An 18,583-nucleotide genomic window follows, 5' to 3' on the forward strand; every position below is an offset into this window, starting at 1 on the left:
CCGCCGTTCACAGCACGGCGCTCAGGAACTCCCGGGTGCGCTCCTGCTCCGGCTCGCTGAAGATCTTCTCCGGGGCGCCGGACTCGATGACCCGTCCGGCGTCGAACATCAGGACGTCGTCGGAGATGTCCCGGGCGAAGTTCATCTCGTGGGTGACGCACAGCATCGTGATGTCCGTGGTGTGGGCGATGTCCCGCAGCACGTCCAGCACCCCGGCCACCAGCTCCGGGTCGAGCGCCGAGGTCACCTCGTCCAGCAGCAGCACCTGCGGGCGCATCGCCAGGGCCCGGGCGATGGCGACCCGCTGCTGCTGGCCGCCGGAGAGCTGGGTGGGGTACTTGTCGAGGTGCTCGGTCAGGCCCACCAGTTCGAGGAGGTCGCGGGCCCGCTCCTCGGCGGCGTCCTTGCTCATGCCCAGGACGTGCACCGGCGCCTCGGTGATGTTCCGCAGCACCTTCATGTTGGGGAACAGGTTGAACTGCTGGAAGACCATGCCGATCTTCTTGCGGATCTCGCGGGTGTGCTTCTCCCCGGCCGGGACGAGCTTGCCGCCCTTCTCCTCGTGCGTCAGGTACTCGCCGCCGACCCTGATGGTGCCCTCGTCCGGCGTCAGCAGCGTCATCAGCAGCCGCAGGATCGTGGTCTTGCCGGAGCCGGAGGGGCCGATGAGGGTGACGTGCTTGCCGGACGAAACGGTGAAGTCCAGGGAGTCCAGGACGGTGTGGCCGCCGAACCGCTTGGTGACCTTGTCGAAGCGGATCAGCTCGGTGCCCGCCGCGGACTTGGCGGGGGCGGACGGCTCGTCGGTGCGGTCCTTCGGGGGATTGCTGTCAGCGGACAAGGCGACGCTCCAGGGCTCGCAGGAGGAGGGAGGTGGGGTAGGAGATGACCACGAACAGGACGCCGACGACGGTGATCGGCTCCAGGTAGTCGAAGGTGGTCGCGCTGATGCTGTTCGCCTGGAAGAGCATGTCGGCGACGGTGATGCCGGCCAGCAGCGGCGTGTCCTTGAACATCGCGATGACGTAGTTGCCCAGCGCGGGCACCACCCGGCGGAACGCCTGCGGCAGGATCACCGCGATCCAGATGCGCCGGCGCGGCAGGCTCAGCGCCGTCGCGGCCTCCCACTGGCCGGGCGGGACGCCGTCGATGCCGGCGCGGTAGACCTCGGAGGTGTACGTCGAGTAGTGCAGGCCCAGGCCGATGACACCGGTGGTCAGCGGCGCGAAGGTCAGCCCCCAGCCGGGCAGGACGAAGAACAGGAAGAACAGCTGCACCAGCAGCGGGGTGTTGCGGACGAACTCGACGAAGATGCTCACCGGCCAGGTCACCCACCGGCTCGGCGCGCGCAGCGCCAGCGCCCAGACCAGGCCCAGCGCGAACGAGACCAGCGAGCCGTAGAACGTCGCCTGGACGGTGATCCACAGCCCTCTGAGGATGTCGGGCATGATCTCGCCGACATAGCTCCACGACCAGTTGTTCACGGCTTTCCTCCGGTGGCCAGCGCCTCGGGGCCCTGCTGTTCGACGGGCAGCTTGCGGGAGAACCAGCCCTCGCCCCGGGGCACCGCCCGGCCGATCGAGGCCTTGGCGCGGCGCTCCAGGACCCGCATGATCCGGGTCAGGACGAACGCGACCAGGAAGTAGAGGACGAGGATGATGCCGTAGATCTGGGCGCTCTGGCCGGTCGACAGCCGGGCCAGCTTGGCCTGGAAGGTGAGTTCGCCGATGGACAGCAGCGAGGCCAGCGCGGTGCCCTTGAGCAGCTCGATCAGCAGGTTGTTGAACGGCGGCATCATCTCGGGGACGGCCTGCGGCAGGATCACCTTCGTCAGCCGCTGCCAGGGCGTGAAGCTCAGCGCCACGGCCGCCTCACGCTGGGCGGGGGCCACCGCCTGGACGGCGCCGCGGACGATCTCGGAGCCGTAGGCGCCGTACGACAGGCCCAGCGCCAGGGTGCCGGCCCAGATGCCGACCAGCTGCCAGCCCAGCAGCGGCAGCGCGAAGAACAGCCAGAACATCAGCACCAGTGCTGAGGTGCCGCGGAAGAACTCCACGTAGACGCCGGACAGGAAGCGGACGATCCAGAAGCGCGAGGTACGGGACAGGCCGATGCCGAAGGCCACGGCCGCGGCCAGGGCGGCGCTGTAGACCATCAGCTGGATGGTGATCCACAGCCCCTCGAAGAAGAGTCCCCACAGAGCACCGGTCATTTCTTGCAGAGCTCCTTCGCCGTGAGGTCGGTCTGGAACTCCTTGGTGAAGCCGTACGGCCGGGCGATGCGCAGGAGTTCACCGCTCTTCTTCATCTTGTGCAGTTCGCGGTTGAAGGCGTCGCGCAGCTTGGTCTCGCCGATGCGGAAGCCGTAGCCGCCGCCGTCGCGCTGGGGCTTGCCGTCGACCTCCGGCGTGAACGGCGCGGTCATCTCCACCTTGGGGTGGGCGCCGGTCTTCAGCGCCTCGATCATGGTCAGCGCGGTGCCGGCGAAGACGTCGATGCGGCCGGCCTCCAGGGCCTCCATGCCGGCGATCTGGTCGCCGTAGGTCTGGATCGCGCTCTTCCTGACGCCGTTGCCGACCGCGTAGTCGATCTCGGCGTAGCCGATACCGGAACCCATCCGGTAATTCCCCTTGGCGATGTCCGCATAGGAGTGGATATTTTTCGGGTTGCCCTTGCGTACGAGGAAGGCGTCCTTGCTCTCGTAATCCGGGTCGGAGAAGAGGACGGCCGCACAGCGGGCCTTGTTGATGAACATGCCCGCGACGATCACGTCGTACTGGAAGGAATGGAGTCCCGGCACCAATGCGCCGAATTCGACCGGTACCGGCTCGAAGTTCTTGACGCCCAGCCGCCGGAAGATGGTCTTGGCGACCGCGGGGGCCTCGCCGGTCAATTCGCCCTTGTTATTGATGGACGCATAGGGCGGTTCGCTGGCGATTCCCATGCGGACGGTGCCCTTTTTCCGCAGATCCTCGAGTTGGTGTCCGCCGCCGGTCGCCCCGGAGACATCGACCCGCGAGCAGCCCGTGCCCGCTGCCGTCGCACCCGCCGCGCCGAGCGCCGCCACCCCCGCGAGCAGCGTCCGCCGCCGGATGCCACCGGCCAATTTTCTATTGATCATTCTGTTCTCCTGTGGTGGAGCCATGGGCGCGCGACTACCCGGACGCCCGGCATATATGCCGATCGTTTCCGGCCCTTGATACAAGCGGCCCGGAGTTGTTCCGTACGCCGGTATTGCCCACCTACGATCGGGGCATGACCGATCGCTTCATCGAAGTCTCCCTGGACAAGCGCGGCGTGAGCTGCACGGCCAAGTTGCTCGACGACCGCGCGCCGATCACCTGCAATGCCGTGTGGGACGCACTCCCGCTCGGCGGCGACGTCTATCACGCCAAATACGCCCGCAACGAGATCTACACCCTGCTCGCGCCGTTCGCTCCCGAGGAGCCGCCGCTGGAGAATCCGACGATCACCCCGATCCCCGGCGATCTGTGCTACTTCACCTTCTCCGACACACAACTGGGGACGAAGTCCTACGGTTACGAGAGCCGGGCCGCGCACCAGGGCCGCGCCACCGTCGTCGACCTCGCGCTGTTCTACGAGCGCAACAACCTGCTGATCAACGGTGACGCGGGCTGGGTGCCGGGCATCGTGTGGGGCAGCGTCGTCGACGGCCTGGACCGGATGGCCGACGCCTGCCAGGACCTGTGGCGGGCCGGGGCGCTGGGGGAGTCCCTCACCTTCCGGCGGGCGTAGGCGGGGCGGGGATCCGCGCGGTCCCCGCCTCGTAGAGGGCATGCGCGGCGCGCAGCACCAGCGCGTCCGCGTGCCGCGCCCCGACCAGCTGGACGCCGATCGGCATCCCGTCGCCGTCCACCCCGCACGGCAGCGTCGCGGCCGGCTGCTGGGTGAGGTTGAAGGGATAGGTGAACGGCGTCCAGCCGGTCCAGCGGGTGTGGCCCGACCCGGCCGGCACCTCGGCGCCCGCCTCGAAGGCGGTGATCGGCTCCGTCGGGGTCACCAGCAGGTCGTAGGCGCTGTGGAAGCGGCCCATCGCCTGACCGAGCGCCATCCGCGTGTCGACCGCGGCCAGGTAGTCCAGTGCGCTGTACCCGGCGCCCTGCGCGCAGATCTCCTGCAGCCCCGGGTCGAGCAGCGCCCGGTCCGCCTCGCCGAGATGCTCCACCACCCGGGCCGCGCCGCTGAACCACAGCGTGTGGAAGGCCTCCACGGGGTCCGCGATGCCCGGGTCGATCTCCTCGACCGACGCCCCGAGCCCGGCGAGGGTGTCGACCGCGCCGCGCACCGCCGCGGCGACCTCGGGAGCCACCGGGACGTCCCAGCCGAGCGACGGGCTGTAGGCCACCCGCAGCCCGGAGACTGGACCGGCCAGCTCCGCCCGGAACGAGCCGGCCGCCGGACCGAGCTGGGACCAGTCGCGCCAGTCCGGCCCGCAGATCACGTCCATCATCAGCGCCGCGTCCGCCGCGTCCCGGGTCATCGGCCCGACGTGTGCCAGCGTCCCGAACGGGCTCGCCGGATACAGCGGCACCCGCCCGTAGGTCGCCTTGAGCGCGAAGATCCCGCAGAACGACGCGGGGATGCGCACCGAGCCGCCGCCGTCCGTGCCCAGGCTCAGCGGGCCCGCGCCCAGCGCCACCGCCGCCGCGCTGCCGCCGCTGGAGCCGCCCGCGGTGCGCCCCGGGTCGTAGGGGTTGCCCGTCACCCCGTGCCGCGGGCTGTCGGTGACGCCCTTCCAGCCGAACTCCGGGGTGGTGGTCTTGCCGACGAACACCGCGCCGGACTCACGCAGCCGGGCGACCGACGGGGCGTCCTCGTCCCACGGACCCTCGGCCCGCACCGTGCGCGAGCCGCGCAGCGTCGGGGCGCCCCGGGTCAGGATCAGGTCCTTGACGGTGACCGGGACCCCGTCCACCGGACCGGCGGGGGTGCCGGCCCGCCAGCGCTCCTCCGCCTCCTTCGCGCCGGACAGCGCCTCGTCCGGGTCGATCCGGGTGAAGCAGTTCGTCGCGGCCCCGGCGGCCTCGGCGCGCTCCAGCACCGCCCGGACCGCCTCGACGGGGGAGAACTCGCCGGCCGCGTACCCGGCGGTGAGTCGGACGGCGGTGAGGTCGGCGAGGTGGGTCGGTCCGTCGGTCATGCGTCCTCCGAGCGTCGCGCGTCGGCCGCCCCCGGGCGGGGCGGCCGTGGGGGAGCGGGGCTGCCGCGCCGCGGCCCGGCAGCCGGCCCCGTCACTGCACCGGTACGTACCCGAGCCGTTTGTCGACGAGGTTGTCCAGCGGCTCGCCCGCCGACCACCGGTCGAAGTTGTCCTGGAACTGCTCGGCGAGGGCGTCCCGCCAGCCCAGGGTGTCGCCGCTCATGTGGGGCGAGACGACCAGGTGCGGCGCGTCCCACAGCGGGCTGTCCGCGGTGAGCGGCTCCTGCTCGAAGACGTCCAGCGCGGCCGCCGCGATCCGCCGGTCGCGCAGCGCCGCGACCAGGTCCGGCTCGACGACCATCGGCCCGCGCCCGACGTTGAGGAAGCGGGCCCGCCGCGGCATCCGGTCGAAGGCCGCCTTGTCGAACAGGCCGCGGGTGGCGTCGGTCAGCGGCGCCGCGCAGATCACCCAATCCGCCTCGGCCAGCAGCCCGTTGAGCGCCTCGCCGGGGTGCACCAGGCCGAAGCGCGGATCGTCCCGGCGCTCCCGGCGGCCGACCAGATCGACCTTGACACCCAGTGCCAGCAGGGTGCTGCCGATGGCCCGGCCGATCGGCCCGGAGCCCACGACGACGGCCCGGCTCCCGGCCACCCGCAGCGTCTCGCGGTGCTGCCAGCGCCGCTGCCGCTGCAGCTCCCACGTGCCGTGGAAGTCCTTCGCCATGGCGATCACCAGCCCGGCGACGTACTCGGCGATCGGCTGCTCGAAGACGCCGCGGGCGTTGGTCACCAGGGTGTCGTCCGCGACCAGCGCCGGGCACAGCAGCTGATCCACTCCCGCGCTGGCGGTGTGCACCCACCCCGGCCTGGGGCCCCGTTCCGGCCAGGCTCTGCGGATCGCGTCGGAGGTGAAGTCCCAGGCCAACAGGATGTCGGCGGAGGGGAGTCGGCCGGCGAGCGACTCCTCGTCGGTGAAGATCACCCGCGCCCGGCCGGAGAGCCTATCGAGCTTCGGCGGCGGGTCGGATCCGAGGACGAGGACGGTGCTTTCGGACATAGCCAGAAACCGTTCTGAAACGTGAGCCCGCTTTCATGGAAAGGGGGCGCCGACAGATGCCTGAGATGCGAGGATTGACCACGCTAAGAAGTCGTATCTACCGTGTCAACAACGGCTCTGTCCCGACGTCCCGGCTTGATCCGGCTGCACATCCTCCTCGGCCACTGGCCTGGCCATCCCAGCCCTTCGCTTTGTTCTAGGGGCCCTTCATGGACGTCTCTTTTCTGGGTGGCCCACAGCCGCAGCTCGGCGTGGGTGTCGTCGCTCCCTTCGACTTCGCTCTCGACCGGGAGCTGTGGCGATGGGTACCCGACGACGTGTCTCTCCATCTCACCCGCACCCCCTTCGTGCCGGTCGAGGTCAGCCTCGACCTGGCCCGGCTGGTCAGCGAACACGAAACCCTGGACGCCGCCGTCCAGGCGCTGTGCGCGGTGTCTCCGCAGGTCATCTCCTATGCCTGCACCTCCGGAAGCTTCGTCGGCGGTGTCGCGGGCGAGCGGGCCATGTGCGCCGCCATGGTCCAGGCGGGGGAGGTTCCCGCTCTCACGACCTCGGGCGCGCTGATCGAAGCGGTGCGCGAGATCGGCGCCCGGCGCGTCGCCGTCGTCACGCCGTACACGAAATCGGTCACCGACTCACTGGAGGACTATCTCGGCGAGGCCGGCATCACGGTCACCGGCCGCGCGTATCTCGGGCTGACCCGGCACATCTGGAAGGTGCCCTACCGGGACGTCGTCGACATGGCCCGCGCGGCCGTGGTCGGTGACACCGACGCCCTGTTCATCAGCTGCACCAACCTGCCGACCTACGACGTCATCCCGCAGCTGGAGGCCGAGCTGCGGATGCCGGTGCTGTCGGCGAACCAGGTCACGATGTGGGCCGCGCTGCGCGCCATCGGCGTCGAGGCGGTGGGCCCCTACCAGGCCCTGCTCGATCCGGTGGCGCGGCGCGGTCCGGCCGCGATGACCGGATCGGATCCGGTGGACGCAGGACCGCGGGTGACCCCCGAGGCCGCCTTCGCCGGGTCTCCGGTGCCGCCGGAGGCGGAGGTGGCCGACGGCCTCGATCCGCCGCCCTACCCGCCCGAGGACACCGGAGGCCTGCCCCCGGTCTGAGGCCGGGTCCGGATCCGTCCGGACCGGCCCCCGGAAGCTGCCGGCGCGGCCCCGCCCGCCGGCAGCGCCCCGTCCCGCACCGCTCGCTCCATCCCGCTCCATCCCGCTCCATCCGTGAACGCACCCACGAACGCCCCTGCACCCGCAGCCGTACACGCAAGGGAGACCTGCATGGCATCGGTCGGCTTCCTCTACCCCGGACACTCCGCCGAGGACGACTTCCCCCGGCTCGAAGCGCTCCTGGGCGGCACGGTCCGCCTGCCGCTGGTCCACACCGACATCGGCGAGGACGCCCACCGGGTCGACGCGCTGCTGGAGATGGGCTCCGCGGCCCGGCTGGCCGCCGGCGTCGACGAGCTCAAGGAGCGCGGCGCCGAGGCCGTCGTCTGGGCCTGCACCAGCGCCAGCTTCGTCTTCGGCTGGGAAGGCGCCCACGCACAGGTCCGGGAGCTGTCCGCCACCGCCGGCCTGCCCGCCTCCAGTACGTCCTTCGCCTTCGCCCACGCCGTCCAGGCGCTCGGGGCCCGGCGGGTCGCCATCGCGGCCACCTACCCCGACGACGTCGCCGAGCGTTTCCACTCCTTCCTGAAGTCTGCCGGGACGGAGGTGGTCTCGACCCGCGCCAGCGGCATCATCACCGCCGCCGAGGTCGGCACCTGGGGCCGCGAGGAGGTGCTGGCGCTGGCCCGGGCCGGCGACCATCCCGACGCCGAGGTGGTGCTGCTGCCGGACACCGCGCTGCACACCGCCGAGCATCTGCCGGCCCTGGAGGCGGAGCTGCGCAAGCCGGTGCTCACCGCGAACCAGGTCACGGCCTGGGAGGGCCTGCGGCTGCTCGACCGCACCCTGTCCTGCCCGGTGCTCGGCACCCTCTTCTCGCGGACCGCACAGGCCTGACCCCGGGCGGCCGGCCGCCGCGGCCCGCGCGTCGGCCGGCCGCCGGGATCCGGCCCGGGAATAAGTGGAGAACCTCTCCGGTTGTCCTCCCCGCAGACCGGCGACGCGAGGAGGGCCCGCACCGTGAGCGGCGAAGAGGACATGACCCGGGGCAGCGGCGAGACGCTCCCCGACGGCGACGGAATTCGGGGCGGTGCCCTGGGCGGTGCCCCGGTCCCGCTGTCGGTGCTCGACCTGGTGACGGTCGGCGCCGGCCACACCGCGTCCGGCGCGGTGCGCACCGCCGTCGAGCTGGCGCGCACCGCCGAGCGCCGCGGCTTCCACCGCTACTGGGTCGCCGAGCACCACTCCATGCCCGGCGTCGCGTCCTCCTCGCCCGCGGTGCTGCTCGCCCATCTCGCCGCCCACACCGGGCGGATCCGGCTCGGCTCGGGCGGCGTGATGCTGCCCAACCACGCCCCGCTGGTCATCGCCGAGCAGTTCGGCACCCTGGAGGCGATGGCCCCGGGCCGGATCGACCTGGGGCTGGGCCGCGCGCCGGGCACGGACGGCGCCACCGCCGCCGCGCTGCGCCGCACCGAGCGCCTGCGCGAGGGAGCGGAGGACTTCCCCCAGCAGCTCGCCGAGTTGACCCGCTTCCTCGACGACTCCTTCCCGGACGGCCACCGGTACGCCTCGATCCACGCGGTCCCCGGCCCGGTCCAGGCCACTTCGCCCGGCGGCGTGCAGTCCGCGCACCGGCCGCCCCTGTGGCTGCTGGGTTCGTCCGGCTTCAGCGCGCAGCTCGCCGGCTCGCTCGGCCTGCCGTTCGCCTTCGCGCACCACTTCTCCGCCGCCAACACCCTCCCCGCGCTGGACCTCTACCGCGCCTCCTTCCGCCCCTCCGAGGCGCTCGCCGAGCCGTACGCCCTGATCGGGGTCGCGGCGCTGGCCGCCGAGGAGGAGGACGAGGCCCGCCGGCAGGTGCGGACCGGCGCGCTGTCCATGCTCCGGCTGCGCACCGGCCGCCCCGGCCTGGTCCCCACCCCGGAGGAGGCCGCCGCCTACCCCTTCGACGAGGCCGAGCGCCGCTTCGTCGACAGCTGGCTCGGCAACGTCGTCCACGGCACCCCGGACGCGGTCCGCCAGGGCCTGGACGACCTGGCCAAGCGCACCGGCGCCGACGAGCTGATGATCACCGCCAACGCCCATGGCGGCGCGGCCCGGCTGCGCTCGTACGAGCTGATCGCGGACGCCTACGGGCTGCCGAGCGAGGGCTGAGGACCCGCTCCCGCGGACCGCCGCCGCCCCCGTCCGCGCCTCGCGGGCGGGGGCGCTCAGATCCCCGGGAGTCCTCCGGCGGCCAGCAGCGCCGCCACCCGGTCCGGCGCCACCGGGCGGGAGTAGAGCCAGCCCTGCCCGGTGTCGCAGCCGATCCGGCGCAGCCGCTCGGCCTGTTCGGCGCTCTCCACGCACTCGGCGGTGACCGTGAGGCCGAGCCGGTGCGCCAGCGCCACCAGCGCCTCGACGATCATCTCGTCGGCGGGGTTGGGGTGCTCCTGCGAGCGGAAGCCGCGGACGAAGGACCCGTCCAGCTTCAGCACGGACACCGGCAGGCGGCTGAGGTAGGCGAGGTTGGAGTAGCCGGTGCCGAAGTCGTCGATGGCGATCCGCACGCCCATGTCGCTCAGCGCCTGGAGGGCCTGCAGCGGCCGGCCGGCCGAGCCCATCACCGCCGACTCCGTCAGCTCCAGCTGGAGCAGCCGCGGCGGCAGCCCCGTCTCGGCGAGGATCCCGGCGACATCGGCGACCAGGTCGGAGTCCCACACCTGGCGCACGGCCACATTGACGCTGACGAACAGCGGCCGGCCCGGGTGCGCCAGCTGCCAGGCCCGCGCCTGGTGGCAGGCCCGCTCCAGGACCCAGCGGCCCAGCTCGACGATCGCGCCGTTCTCCTCCGCCAGCGCGATGAACCGATTCGGCGACAGCGTCCCGAACTGCGGGTGCCGCCAGCGCACCAGCGCCTCCACGCCCTGCGCCCGCCCGTCCCCCAGCCCGACCAGCGGCTGGTACTCCAGGGTGAACTCGCCGCGGTCGACGGCCGGCCGCAGGGTGCTGGAGAGCGCCTGCCGGGTCATCCGGTGGGCGTTGCGCTCCGGGTCGAAGAGCGTCCAGCGGGCCTTGCCGTCCTCCTTCGCCCAGTACAGCGTGGTGTCCGCGGCCTGCATCAGACCGGTCGCGGTGGTGCCGCCGGCGGCCCGCTCCACGACGCCGATGCTCGCCGAGACCGACAGCCGCTGCCCGGCCAGATCGAACGGGCGCTGCAGTGCGTCCAGGACGTTCTGGGCGAGTTCGGCCAGCTGTTCGGTGCCGGTGGAGTCTTCCACCAAAAGAGCGAACTCGTCACCGCCGAGCCGGGCCACCAGGTGCCCCGCGTGCTCCGGCCCGCGGTCCTCGGCGCTCTCCGCGCAGCGCGTCAGCCGCTGCGCCACCGCGCTCAGCAGCCGGTCGCCGACGCGGTGCCCGAGGGTGTCGTTGACGGCCTTGAAGCCGTCCAGGTCGAGGTAGCACAGCCCGATCCGGCCGGTGCCGGCCGGTGCGAAGGAGGCGGACTCCAGCGCGCTGGAGAGCCGCTCGAAGAACAGCGCCCGGTTGGGCAGCCGGGTCACCGGGTCGTGCATCTGGAGGTGCCGCAGCCGGGCCAGCAGGTCGTGCCGGTCGCTGATGTCCGCCACCGACAGCAGCATCCGCTCCTCGCCGCTGAGCGGCTCCGGGGTGAGCGGCTCGACGGTCACCTCCACCCAGACGGAGTGCCCGTCGGGGTGTTTGAGCCGGCGGGTGCAGCGCAGCCGGTCGCTGCGCCCGCACAGCACCTCGCGGTAGGCGGTCCACACCCGGGGGTCGGCGCCCAGGTCGGTGTGGTCGGCCGCGGTGGTGGCGACCAGCTCCTCCGGTGCGGCGCCGACCAGTTCGCCGAAGGCGGGGTTGGCGGCGAGGACCAGGCCGTCGCGGTTGAGGACGGCCATCGCCAGCCGGCCGGCGTAGAAGGCCGCGCGGTAGTCGCCGAGGGAGGCCCCGGCATCGTCGCGGCGGCCGGTGGGGGCGGGCCGGGTTTCGGCGGATTCTTTGGTCGTACCATTACGCTCCGTCACTGAGGGGAGCGTCGCCCCGGGCGTGCGGCCCGGGCTGTCGGGGTGTCCGCTCACTGCTCGCTCCCGCATGGCGCTGGTCTCGTGATGGAGGGGTGATCTCGCGCTGGAAAGTGTGGCGATCATAGAGGCTGGCGCGACGGCCGATCCAGCGACGCAGCCGGGATCCTCCGCCCGCGTGACGGAACTTCAGCCATTTCTGTCCGTCTGTGTTCGCGTCGAATGCCCGGTTGGTCGTTTGTGACTTTCCGTTACGCGTCAGCGAAGACGCGCCCGTCACCCGTCCAGGGCCCTAAAACAGGACGAATAGCATTAAATCGCCACAGGGTAGATGAGGTCTCCGAATCCGTCCCTGGAGGTATATGTGCCGCGCGCCCGGACACCCGACGGGGGAGCGGGTCGCCGTCTGCGGCGCGTCGCGGCCGTCGTCACGTCCCTGAGCGCCCTCGTCGCGACCTCCATCGTCGCCGGACCCGCCACCGCCTCCGAGGCCGCGCTCCCGTGCGCCCTGGGACGCACCGACGCGCACCACTCCGAGGGCGTCGACAGCTGGGACGGCGCTTACCCGCGCCCGGACCGCCGGCTCGACGCCGTCATGATCTTCCTGTCCTTCCCGGACGCCCGGCCCGGCAGCACCCCGCAGGAGCTGTCCCACGACTACTTCCCGGCCACCTCCGCCTTCTTCGCCCGCGCCTCGTACGGCAGGTTCCGGCTGCGGCCGCACATCCAGCGCTCCTGGGTGCGGATGCCGCGCCCGTCCGCCTCGTACGGGATACGGCGCGACTGGGACGCCGGCCGCCGCTCGGCCTATCTGCGCGACGCGGTCGCCGCCGCCGACCCGTCCGTCGACTTCAGCCGCTACGACGTGGTCTATTTCGTCGCCGACCCGGACGCCCCCGGTGTCGACTCGGACGCCACCAAGGTCGTCAACCTCGACCGTCCGATGCACGCCGACGACCGCGACCTGCGCCGGTTCGTCACCGTCTTCGAGCAGAGCCCGCCGGACCGCAACGTCCTCGCCCACGAGACCGGCCACGTCTTCGATCTGCCGGACCTCTACCACCGGCCGGAGGGCGGCAAGGGCGACTGGGACACCTATGTCGGCGACTGGGACCTCATGGGCAGCCAGTTCGGCCTGGCGCCCGACCCCTTCGCCTGGCACAAGTGGCGGCTCGGCTGGATCACCGACCGGCAGGTCGACTGCGTCGATCTGACCGGCCCGGCCATGCACTCGCTGCGCACGCTGTCCGCCCCCGGGGAGGCCGGCGGCCGGCGCCGGCCCCGGCTGCTGGTGGTGCGCACGGGGCTCGACAGCGCCCTCGCCATCGAGGCACGCGGTGCCCAGGGCAACGACCGGGCGCTGTGCACCGAGGGCGTGCTGGTCTACCGCGTGCACAGCGACACCGCCTCCGGCTCGGGGCCGGTGCAGGTCCTCGACGGCCACCCCGGCACCTCGGCCTGCTGGGGCACCTCGGTCTACCCGCCGCTCGCGGACGCGCCGCTGGGGGTGGGGGAGAGCATGGACGACGCGCAGGACGGCCTGCGCATCCAGGTCGACGGCCGGACCACCGACGGGGACTGGTCGGTCAAGGTCAGCCGCCGCTGACGGCCCGCCCGGCGCGCATACGACGAAGGCCCCCACCGTGGTGGAGGCCTTCGTGTGTCTGTGCGCCGCCAGGGACTCGAACCCCGGACCCGCTGATTAAGAGTCAGCTGCTCTAACCAACTGAGCTAGCGGCGCCTGCTGACGGGGAAAACATTAGCATCCTGCCGGGGGAGGGCAAAAATCGGTTTGCCTCAGCCCCCGGTGAGCGCCGAAACGCGGGGCTGAGCTGCGGTGTCACGCGCCGGCCCGGTCATCGAGCGGGCGGCCCGGACGCACGCCCACAGCAGGACGTCGGGACCCGGCAGCCAGGGGTGGCGGACATCCGGGGCCACCAGCCAGCGGGAGGCGGCCGGGCCGGTGGGGTCCTCGTCGGCGGCCGCGGCGGCGCCGAGGCGGGGGTGCAGCGGGGGGACGGTCACCGCGTCGCCGCTGCCGTGGCACAGCAGCGGGGGGACGGCGGCGGCCCACTCCTCCCAGACCAGCAGCGCGGGCAGCCGCTGGGCCGCGCCCGGGGCGGCGAACAGCAGGATCCGGCCGCGGTGCGCGGCCACCGGCCCCGAGCCGGGGCCGGTGGACCATAAGTGGTCGACCATCCGCCGCCCGAAGAGCGCGGGGGCGTTGATGACGTCGAAGGCGGTGCCGCACGGCAGCACGCTCGGGGCGGACGGCTGGGCGGCCCACGCCGCGTGTGCCGCGTCCGGATCGGGTCCGGCCGAGGCGAGCCAGTCGGCGCCGGCGAGCGTGACATAGGCCGAGGTGGGAAAGGCCAGGGTGCGGGGGGTGTCGGGCAGCCAGTCGCTCATGGGGACAGGTCTACCCAGTCGGCGCGCGAGGTCTTCGCGGATTCGGGGAAAACGGGGCGGGGCCGGGCCGGAGCCGGTATCTTGCGCTCCTCGCATATGCCAGCGGCCCATGATCACGGACCGCGGGCCGGGGGAGGCGCCCGGGGCGGGCGGCGCCCCCGGGAGCCGGCCGGGTGCGGGTGCGGGTGCGGTCAGTCCGACTCGCCGGGCAGCGCGCTGCTGCTGCGCATCAGGCTGCGGCCGAACTCGATCATCTTCTGCGCGTAGTCCTCGGTCCACTCCGCCTGCTCGGCGAGGGTGGCCAGCGGCATCCGGTCGAACCGGCTGGGGTCGGCCAACTGGGCCGCGGCCAGTGCCTGGAACTCCGTGGCGCGGTCGGCCGCGGCGCGGAAGGCGAGGGTCAGCTCCGTGGCGCGGCCGAGCAGCTCGCGCGGGTCCTCGATCGACTCCAGGTCGAAGAAGTGCTCGGGGTCGGCGGTGGCCTCGGGCGGCTCGAAGAGCAGCTGCGCGGGCTTCATCCGCCGTGGTCCGGGTGCCGCACCACGCGGGTCGGGAGCCGGCTGCGGCTCGGACATGTACCTACCTCCAGATCGTGTGCCGCATTCCATTGTCCCGCCCCGCGCAAGTACGCCCCGCCCGGGCCCGTCCGCCCGGCCCGTGCGGACCCGGCCGCGGCGGTGGGAGAGCGGGCCGGACAGCTACGGACGCCAGGCCACCCGGTGTTCCGCCAGGTGGGCGAGGACGGCGTGGTGGGCCTCCCAGCCGTCCGGGAACTTGACCGCGACGCCGAGGCGGACCGGTTCGGTCGAGGGGTGTTCGTCGAGCAGGTCGGCGACGCCCGCGCGGCAGACCACGATGCAGGCGTGGCGGTGGCGGGAGGCCAGTACGCACAGCCGGCCGGTCTCCAGATGGAAGGCGGTGGCGTCGGGGCGGCCGGAGAGCGGGTGCAGCACGACCGTGACCTCGAACTCCCGGCCCTGGAGGCGGTTGGCGGTGTCCACCGCGACGCCCGTCACCCCCAGCTCGGCGAGCGCGGCCCGGACGGCCGCCGCCTGGTCGCGGTGGGCCGTGCCGACCGCGATCCCGCCGGCCGTCAGGGGAGCCGGGGCCGGGGCCTCGGCCGCGTCCGGCCCGGCCTCGCCGGTCGTGGCGCCGCCGCGGTCGAGGAGGCGGCGCACGACCCGGGCCACCGTGCGCACCGCCTCGGGGTCGGTGCGCGGGGTACGGCGGGCGGGGAGTTCCAGCAGGCCCCAGCCGGACTCGGCGGCCTCGTCCAGCACGCGGTCCACGCCCGAGCCGTCGCCCGGCACCCCGAACGCCAGCCGGCGGTCGCCGTGGCCGGTGCCGCTGCGGAAGGGGGTGTACGGATAGAACGCGCGGGAGACCAGCGGCGCGGCCGAGGCGGGCAGCCGCCAGGAGACCGGCAGCCGGTGCTGCGGCAGCCCGGGGTTGTGCGCCAGGAGCGTGGCCACCGCGCTCGACGACGGGTCGTAGGCCAGCCCCGCCCACTGCTCCGCGCCGACCACGCTGAACGGGTCCAGCTGGCCCGGATCGCCGACGAACAGCGCCCGTTCGAAGAGCCCGGCGACGCTCAGCAGCGCGTCGGAGCGCATCTGGTAGGCCTCGTCCACGATGGCGTGCCGCCAGGGCTCGTCGACCTTGGTGTAGGCCCACTTCGCGGCCGTGGAGACCACGATGTCCATCCCGGCCAGATCGGCCGCCTTCGCGGACGTACGGACCGAAGGGAGGGCGGACAGCGCCGGGTCGAAGGAGCCCGGCTCGCTGCTGTGCAGCCGGCCGACCGGCAGCTGCGGGTCCTTCCCGGCGAGCCGCAGCACCAGGTCGTCGACCTGCGCGTTGGTCTGCGCCACCACCATCAGCGGGCGCCCGGCGGCGGCGAGTTCGCGGGCCGCGCGCACCACGAGGGTGGACTTGCCGGCGCCGGGCGGGGAGTCCACGACCACTCCGCGCAGGGTGCCGTGCAGCGTGTCGTGGAGGATCCGGTCGGTCGCCGCGGCGGCCGCGGCGGCGGGGTCGAAGGGCCGGCCGGGGCCGGGGCGGTGGGCCTGAGCGGCCGTCATGCGGCGGTCCTCTCCGGGGCGGTCGCGGGACGCTGGCCCATCACAGGAAGTCCTCCGTGGTCACGGGGTCGGGGGCGTCGTGCGGCGCCCCGGGGGCGGGCGGCGGGCCGCCGTGGGTCCAGGGCGTGTCCTCGGGGTCGGGCAGCTCCGGGCCGCCGCGCGGGGAGTGCTCGAACAGCGTCCAGCACACCGGGTCCGGCGGCTCCGGCACCGAACCGGGCTCCGGGGTCTTCCCGCGCCCCATCCCGCCCGTCAGCCGCACCACCGGCGCGCCCTGGTCCCCCTCCTCGAAGGCGACGAATTCGGCGGTCTGGGTCCGGCCGTCCGGCAGCGGGCGGTGGAGCCGGACGCCCGCGGACAGCTGCGGGCGGTCGTCCGTGCGCACCGTGACCAGCGGGCGCGGCATCGGCCGCCTGCCCTCGGAGAAGGCCATCTCGACGGCGGTGACCGTGCCCGAGAACGCCTCGCCGGCCAGCCGGCGGCCCGCCATCACCAGCGGGTCGTCCAGGGCCTCCTGGGCGTCGAGCTGGGCCTGCGCGCTCTCCCGGGCGGCCAGCTTCTGCGCGGCGGTGACCGCGTCGTCCCGCCGGGGCTGCGGGGGCTCGCCGGCCCGCACCCGGTCGCGGTGCGCGGTGTACGACCAGCGGTCGCGCTTCCAGCGGTCGGCGACCCGGGCGCCCTCCGGCAGCTCCCGCAGCAGGTCGATGCCGTGCCACACCGCGTCCCACGCCGGCCGCAACTGGCTCTCCAGCAGGGTGCGCAGCGCCTCCTCGGCGCCCGGCAGCCCGGCGTCGTAGCGGGCCGTCGCGGGGGCGAGCAGGCGGTTGTCGAACGCCGGGTCGGTGGCCGGGCCGGCCGGCGGGCACCGCAGCTGCCCGTCCGCGCCCCGCGCCGACTCGGCGTAGGCGGCGGCCTCCTGGCCCGTCCGGCCCGGCGGCGGGTCGATCCACGCCAGCAGCGCGCCCAGGTGCTGGTCCTCCAGCGCGCTCTGGCCGCTGGCCCAGTGGCGGGTCAGCAGGTCCGTCATGGACAGCAGCAGGGCGGAGCCCGGGACCCGGGACCGTTCGCCGAGATGCGTCAGCCAGCGGCCCAGCAGCGGGACGTGCGGCGGCGCGGGGTGGGGCGCGTCCGGCTCCTGCTCGGCCGTGCGCCGGAAGCGCATCGAGCGGCCCAGCAGCCGTACGTACTCGACCCCGCCGCCGCTGGGCACGATCACCTGCGGCGCGTCCGCGCACAGTTCGACCTGCACCGGTACCTTCTTGCCGGTCTCCGGGTCGGTCTCCTTGCGCTCCTCCCACCCGACGGCGTCGGCGAAGCCGTCCAGATACGGCAGCACCTCCTCGGCCAGCTCGGCGAGGAACGCGAACCGCAGATCACGGTCGCGGGGCTGGGGGACGGCCAGCAGCGCCGGCTTCTCGCGATCGGTGCCGACCAGGGCGCCCAGCGGGGCCCCGGCCTCGCCCGCGGTCGTCAACGGGACCAGGACCAGCGGCCGTTGGGAGAGATGGCGGTGGCGGACCGTGCACCGCGGCTGCGCGCGGCCCGCGGCCACCGCCTCCATCCGGGCGAGCGTATCGATCAGTGGCATTCCGCGTCCTCCGCTCGCGGGCCCGGCAGCGCGGCCCCGCCCAGTGCCTCGGCGCGCAGCGCGGCGGCCCGGCGCAGCGCGACGACGGCCGGATCGTCCCCGGCGGCGTCGGCCGCGGGCCCGGAGCCGGCGGGACCGGCCGCCGCCAGCACCTCCCCGACCGTGCGCAGCGCGCCCAACTCGCCCCGCACGCCGCGCCCCAGGGCCTCCACCGCGCCCTCGGCCCGGGAGCGGCCGCGGCAGTGGAAGGCCAGCTCGCAGGCGGCCAGGCACTCGGGGGCGTAGGCCGCCTCGACCGCCTCGACGGCCTCGGTCAGCTCCCCGGACGGGCGGGTGGCGGTCTTCCCGTCGTCCGCGAGGCGCAGGTCGAAGGTGGTCCCCTCCGGGAGGGCCGCGGCGATGTCCTCGACGCGGGTGAGGCGGGACAACTGCCGCCGGGTGGCGGCCAGTTGCTTGCGGACGTCGACGGCCGCGGCGGTCGGGAGGTTGGAGAAGTCCTTGGGGCACACCAGCAGCACCCGGTCGCGGACCGTCACCTCGCGGCCCGTGTACGCGGCGGCGGGCCCGGCCACCGCCTCCAGGGCGAGGACGTACACCGCGGCCTGCCGGGCGGCGGCGCCCACCTTGGCGGCGTCCGCCGAACCGTCGATCATCGGGAAGGACTTGACCTCCACGACCGTCCAGCTGCCGTCCGGATGCACCACCACCGCGTCGGGCTCCACATAGGCGGGCGCGCCGGCCACCTCGACCGCCAGCATCGGGTGCGTGAGCAGCGTCCACCTGCCGGCCGCGGTCGCCGCCCGCAGTGCCAGCGCGGTGCGCGCCGTACGGCCCTCGGGCCCGGCCGCGGACAGGTCCGGGGTGGCGGTCTCCCCGGGCTCGGGCGGCGGGGTGCCTGGCGCCAGCCGCTCGTGCAGCAGCCGCAGCAGCTCCGTGCCGCCGTCGGACATCACCCGCGCCTCGAAGGAATGGCCGCGGACGATCGCGAACTGGGACTGTCCGTACGCGGCCGGGGAGCCCAGCGCCCGGGCCAGCGCGCCCTTGTCGATGCCCGCGCCGTCCAGCAGCGCGCGGCGCCGGCAGCCTGGGTTGGCGGCCAGCGCGGCCAGCGCGCGGGCGTCGAGGGAGCGCGGGCGGACGCCGGGGCC

17 protein-coding genes and 1 tRNA gene are annotated in these 18,583 nt (G+C 73.7%); 5 read left to right on the plus strand and 13 right to left on the minus strand.

Going from position 1 to position 18,583, the window contains the following annotated elements; translation table 11 throughout:
* Positions 1 to 7: 7 nt before the first annotated feature.
* The 4 genes from ehuA to ehuB all read right to left on the minus strand — a co-directional run bounded on the left by ehuA (position 8) and on the right by ehuB (position 3,120).
* Entirely contained in the window at positions 8 to 763 is a 756-nt protein-coding gene (gene ehuA, locus IEY78_RS30290) for an ectoine/hydroxyectoine ABC transporter ATP-binding protein EhuA (protein WP_189103753.1), read from the minus strand.
* Between the two features lie 67 nt (positions 764 to 830).
* Positions 831 to 1,448 carry an ectoine/hydroxyectoine ABC transporter permease subunit EhuD gene (gene ehuD, locus IEY78_RS30295; RefSeq protein ID WP_229700268.1) on the minus strand — a complete coding sequence of 206 codons (618 nt, stop codon included), beginning with the start codon at positions 1,446 to 1,448 and terminating at the stop codon, positions 831 to 833.
* A gap of 32 nt (positions 1,449 to 1,480) precedes the next feature.
* Positions 1,481 to 2,212: an ectoine/hydroxyectoine ABC transporter permease subunit EhuC gene (gene ehuC / locus IEY78_RS30300; protein ID WP_189103722.1), complete on the minus strand. Its 732-nt coding sequence runs from the start codon at positions 2,210 to 2,212 to the stop codon at positions 1,481 to 1,483.
* Positions 2,209 to 3,120 (minus strand): ectoine/hydroxyectoine ABC transporter substrate-binding protein EhuB, encoded by a 912-nt coding sequence (gene ehuB / locus IEY78_RS30305; RefSeq protein WP_229700266.1) that lies wholly within the window; start codon positions 3,118 to 3,120, stop codon positions 2,209 to 2,211. Before ehuB ends, ehuC begins: the two co-directional genes overlap by 4 nt.
* A 134-nt stretch (positions 3,121 to 3,254) precedes the next feature.
* Between ehuB and IEY78_RS30310 the strand changes: the two genes are divergently transcribed.
* On the plus strand, positions 3,255 to 3,755 hold the full coding sequence (locus IEY78_RS30310) for a DUF3830 family protein (protein ID WP_189103726.1): 501 nt from the start codon (positions 3,255 to 3,257) through the stop codon (positions 3,753 to 3,755).
* Here the strand turns inward: IEY78_RS30310 and IEY78_RS30315 are convergent.
* Positions 3,736 to 5,160, minus strand: coding sequence for an amidase (locus IEY78_RS30315; protein ID WP_189103728.1), 1,425 nt, complete (start codon positions 5,158 to 5,160; stop codon positions 3,736 to 3,738). The genes IEY78_RS30310 and IEY78_RS30315 overlap by 20 nt on opposite strands.
* Before the next feature lie 91 nt (positions 5,161 to 5,251).
* Positions 5,252 to 6,217, minus strand: coding sequence for a D-2-hydroxyacid dehydrogenase (locus IEY78_RS30320; RefSeq protein ID WP_189103730.1), 966 nt, complete (start codon positions 6,215 to 6,217; stop codon positions 5,252 to 5,254).
* A gap of 209 nt (positions 6,218 to 6,426) precedes the next feature.
* Between IEY78_RS30320 and IEY78_RS30325 the strand changes: the two genes are divergently transcribed.
* The 3 genes from IEY78_RS30325 to IEY78_RS30335 all read left to right on the plus strand — a co-directional run bounded on the left by IEY78_RS30325 (position 6,427) and on the right by IEY78_RS30335 (position 9,489).
* Complete coding sequence (locus tag IEY78_RS30325; protein ID WP_189103731.1) at positions 6,427 to 7,332, plus strand: maleate cis-trans isomerase family protein; 906 nt, start codon at positions 6,427 to 6,429, stop codon at positions 7,330 to 7,332.
* A 171-nt stretch (positions 7,333 to 7,503) separates the two neighbouring features.
* Positions 7,504 to 8,229, plus strand: coding sequence for a maleate cis-trans isomerase family protein (locus IEY78_RS30330; protein WP_189103733.1), 726 nt, complete (start codon positions 7,504 to 7,506; stop codon positions 8,227 to 8,229).
* Positions 8,230 to 8,370: 141 nt separating this feature from the next.
* On the plus strand, positions 8,371 to 9,489 hold the full coding sequence (locus IEY78_RS30335) for an LLM class flavin-dependent oxidoreductase (protein ID WP_189103755.1): 1,119 nt from the start codon (positions 8,371 to 8,373) through the stop codon (positions 9,487 to 9,489).
* Between the two features lie 56 nt (positions 9,490 to 9,545).
* Here the strand turns inward: IEY78_RS30335 and IEY78_RS30340 are convergent, their stop codons facing one another.
* On the minus strand, positions 9,546 to 11,360 hold the full coding sequence (locus tag IEY78_RS30340; RefSeq protein WP_189103735.1) for a putative bifunctional diguanylate cyclase/phosphodiesterase: 1,815 nt from the start codon (positions 11,358 to 11,360) through the stop codon (positions 9,546 to 9,548).
* Between the two features lie 328 nt (positions 11,361 to 11,688).
* Between IEY78_RS30340 and IEY78_RS30345 the strand changes: the two genes are divergently transcribed.
* Positions 11,689 to 12,963: a M6 family metalloprotease domain-containing protein gene (locus tag IEY78_RS30345; RefSeq protein ID WP_373294274.1), complete on the plus strand. Its 1,275-nt coding sequence runs from the start codon at positions 11,689 to 11,691 to the stop codon at positions 12,961 to 12,963.
* A gap of 61 nt (positions 12,964 to 13,024) precedes the next feature.
* On the opposite strand, the gene IEY78_RS30350 is transcribed toward IEY78_RS30345, so the two are convergent.
* The 6 genes from IEY78_RS30350 to IEY78_RS30375 all read right to left on the minus strand — a co-directional run.
* A tRNA-Lys gene (locus tag IEY78_RS30350) sits at positions 13,025 to 13,098 on the minus strand.
* A gap of 56 nt (positions 13,099 to 13,154) precedes the next feature.
* On the minus strand, positions 13,155 to 13,766 hold the full coding sequence (locus IEY78_RS30355; RefSeq protein WP_189103737.1) for a bifunctional DNA primase/polymerase: 612 nt from the start codon (positions 13,764 to 13,766) through the stop codon (positions 13,155 to 13,157).
* A 191-nt stretch (positions 13,767 to 13,957) separates the two neighbouring features.
* A complete protein-coding gene (locus IEY78_RS30360; protein WP_189103739.1) occupies positions 13,958 to 14,341 on the minus strand; it encodes a DUF8844 domain-containing protein in 384 nt (127 codons plus the stop codon).
* A gap of 123 nt (positions 14,342 to 14,464) precedes the next feature.
* The gene (locus IEY78_RS30365; protein WP_189103741.1) at positions 14,465 to 15,847 is read right to left on the minus strand and encodes an AAA family ATPase; all 1,383 of its coding nucleotides are present in this window, start codon (positions 15,845 to 15,847) and stop codon (positions 14,465 to 14,467) included.
* Between the two features lie 40 nt (positions 15,848 to 15,887).
* On the minus strand, positions 15,888 to 17,435 hold the full coding sequence (locus IEY78_RS30370) for a hypothetical protein (RefSeq protein WP_189103743.1): 1,548 nt from the start codon (positions 17,433 to 17,435) through the stop codon (positions 15,888 to 15,890).
* Positions 17,426 to 18,583: hypothetical protein (locus IEY78_RS30375; RefSeq protein WP_229700267.1), on the minus strand; the 1,158-nt coding region annotated here is incomplete at its 5' end. The genes IEY78_RS30375 and IEY78_RS30370, both read right to left, overlap by 10 nt.

Source organism: Streptomyces kronopolitis (genome assembly GCF_014646275.1).
GTDB lineage: Bacteria > Actinomycetota > Actinomycetes > Streptomycetales > Streptomycetaceae > Streptomyces > Streptomyces kronopolitis.

Excerpts from the sequence above, each read along its gene's own strand:
- IEY78_RS30310 (WP_189103726.1), top strand. The coding sequence starts at position 3,255 with ATGACCGATCGCTTCATCGAAGTCTCCCTGGACAAGCGCGGCGTGAGC.
- ehuC (WP_189103722.1), bottom strand. The coding sequence starts at position 2,212 with ATGACCGGTGCTCTGTGGGGACTCTTCTTCGAGGGGCTGTGGATCACC.
- IEY78_RS30360 (WP_189103739.1), bottom strand. The coding sequence starts at position 14,341 with ATGTCCGAGCCGCAGCCGGCTCCCGACCCGCGTGGTGCGGCACCCGGA.
- IEY78_RS30315 (WP_189103728.1), bottom strand. The coding sequence starts at position 5,160 with ATGACCGACGGACCGACCCACCTCGCCGACCTCACCGCCGTCCGACTC.
- IEY78_RS30320 (WP_189103730.1), bottom strand. The coding sequence starts at position 6,217 with ATGTCCGAAAGCACCGTCCTCGTCCTCGGATCCGACCCGCCGCCGAAG.
- IEY78_RS30330 (WP_189103733.1), top strand. The coding sequence starts at position 7,504 with ATGGCATCGGTCGGCTTCCTCTACCCCGGACACTCCGCCGAGGACGAC.
- ehuD (WP_229700268.1), bottom strand. The coding sequence starts at position 1,448 with ATGCCCGACATCCTCAGAGGGCTGTGGATCACCGTCCAGGCGACGTTC.
- IEY78_RS30370 (WP_189103743.1), bottom strand. The coding sequence starts at position 17,435 with ATGCCACTGATCGATACGCTCGCCCGGATGGAGGCGGTGGCCGCGGGC.
- ehuB (WP_229700266.1), bottom strand. The coding sequence starts at position 3,120 with ATGATCAATAGAAAATTGGCCGGTGGCATCCGGCGGCGGACGCTGCTC.
- IEY78_RS30325 (WP_189103731.1), top strand. The coding sequence starts at position 6,427 with ATGGACGTCTCTTTTCTGGGTGGCCCACAGCCGCAGCTCGGCGTGGGT.
- IEY78_RS30365 (WP_189103741.1), bottom strand. The coding sequence starts at position 15,847 with ATGACGGCCGCTCAGGCCCACCGCCCCGGCCCCGGCCGGCCCTTCGAC.
- IEY78_RS30355 (WP_189103737.1), bottom strand. The coding sequence starts at position 13,766 with ATGAGCGACTGGCTGCCCGACACCCCCCGCACCCTGGCCTTTCCCACC.
- IEY78_RS30345 (WP_373294274.1), top strand. The coding sequence starts at position 11,689 with ATGAGGTCTCCGAATCCGTCCCTGGAGGTATATGTGCCGCGCGCCCGG.
- IEY78_RS30335 (WP_189103755.1), top strand. The coding sequence starts at position 8,371 with ATGACCCGGGGCAGCGGCGAGACGCTCCCCGACGGCGACGGAATTCGG.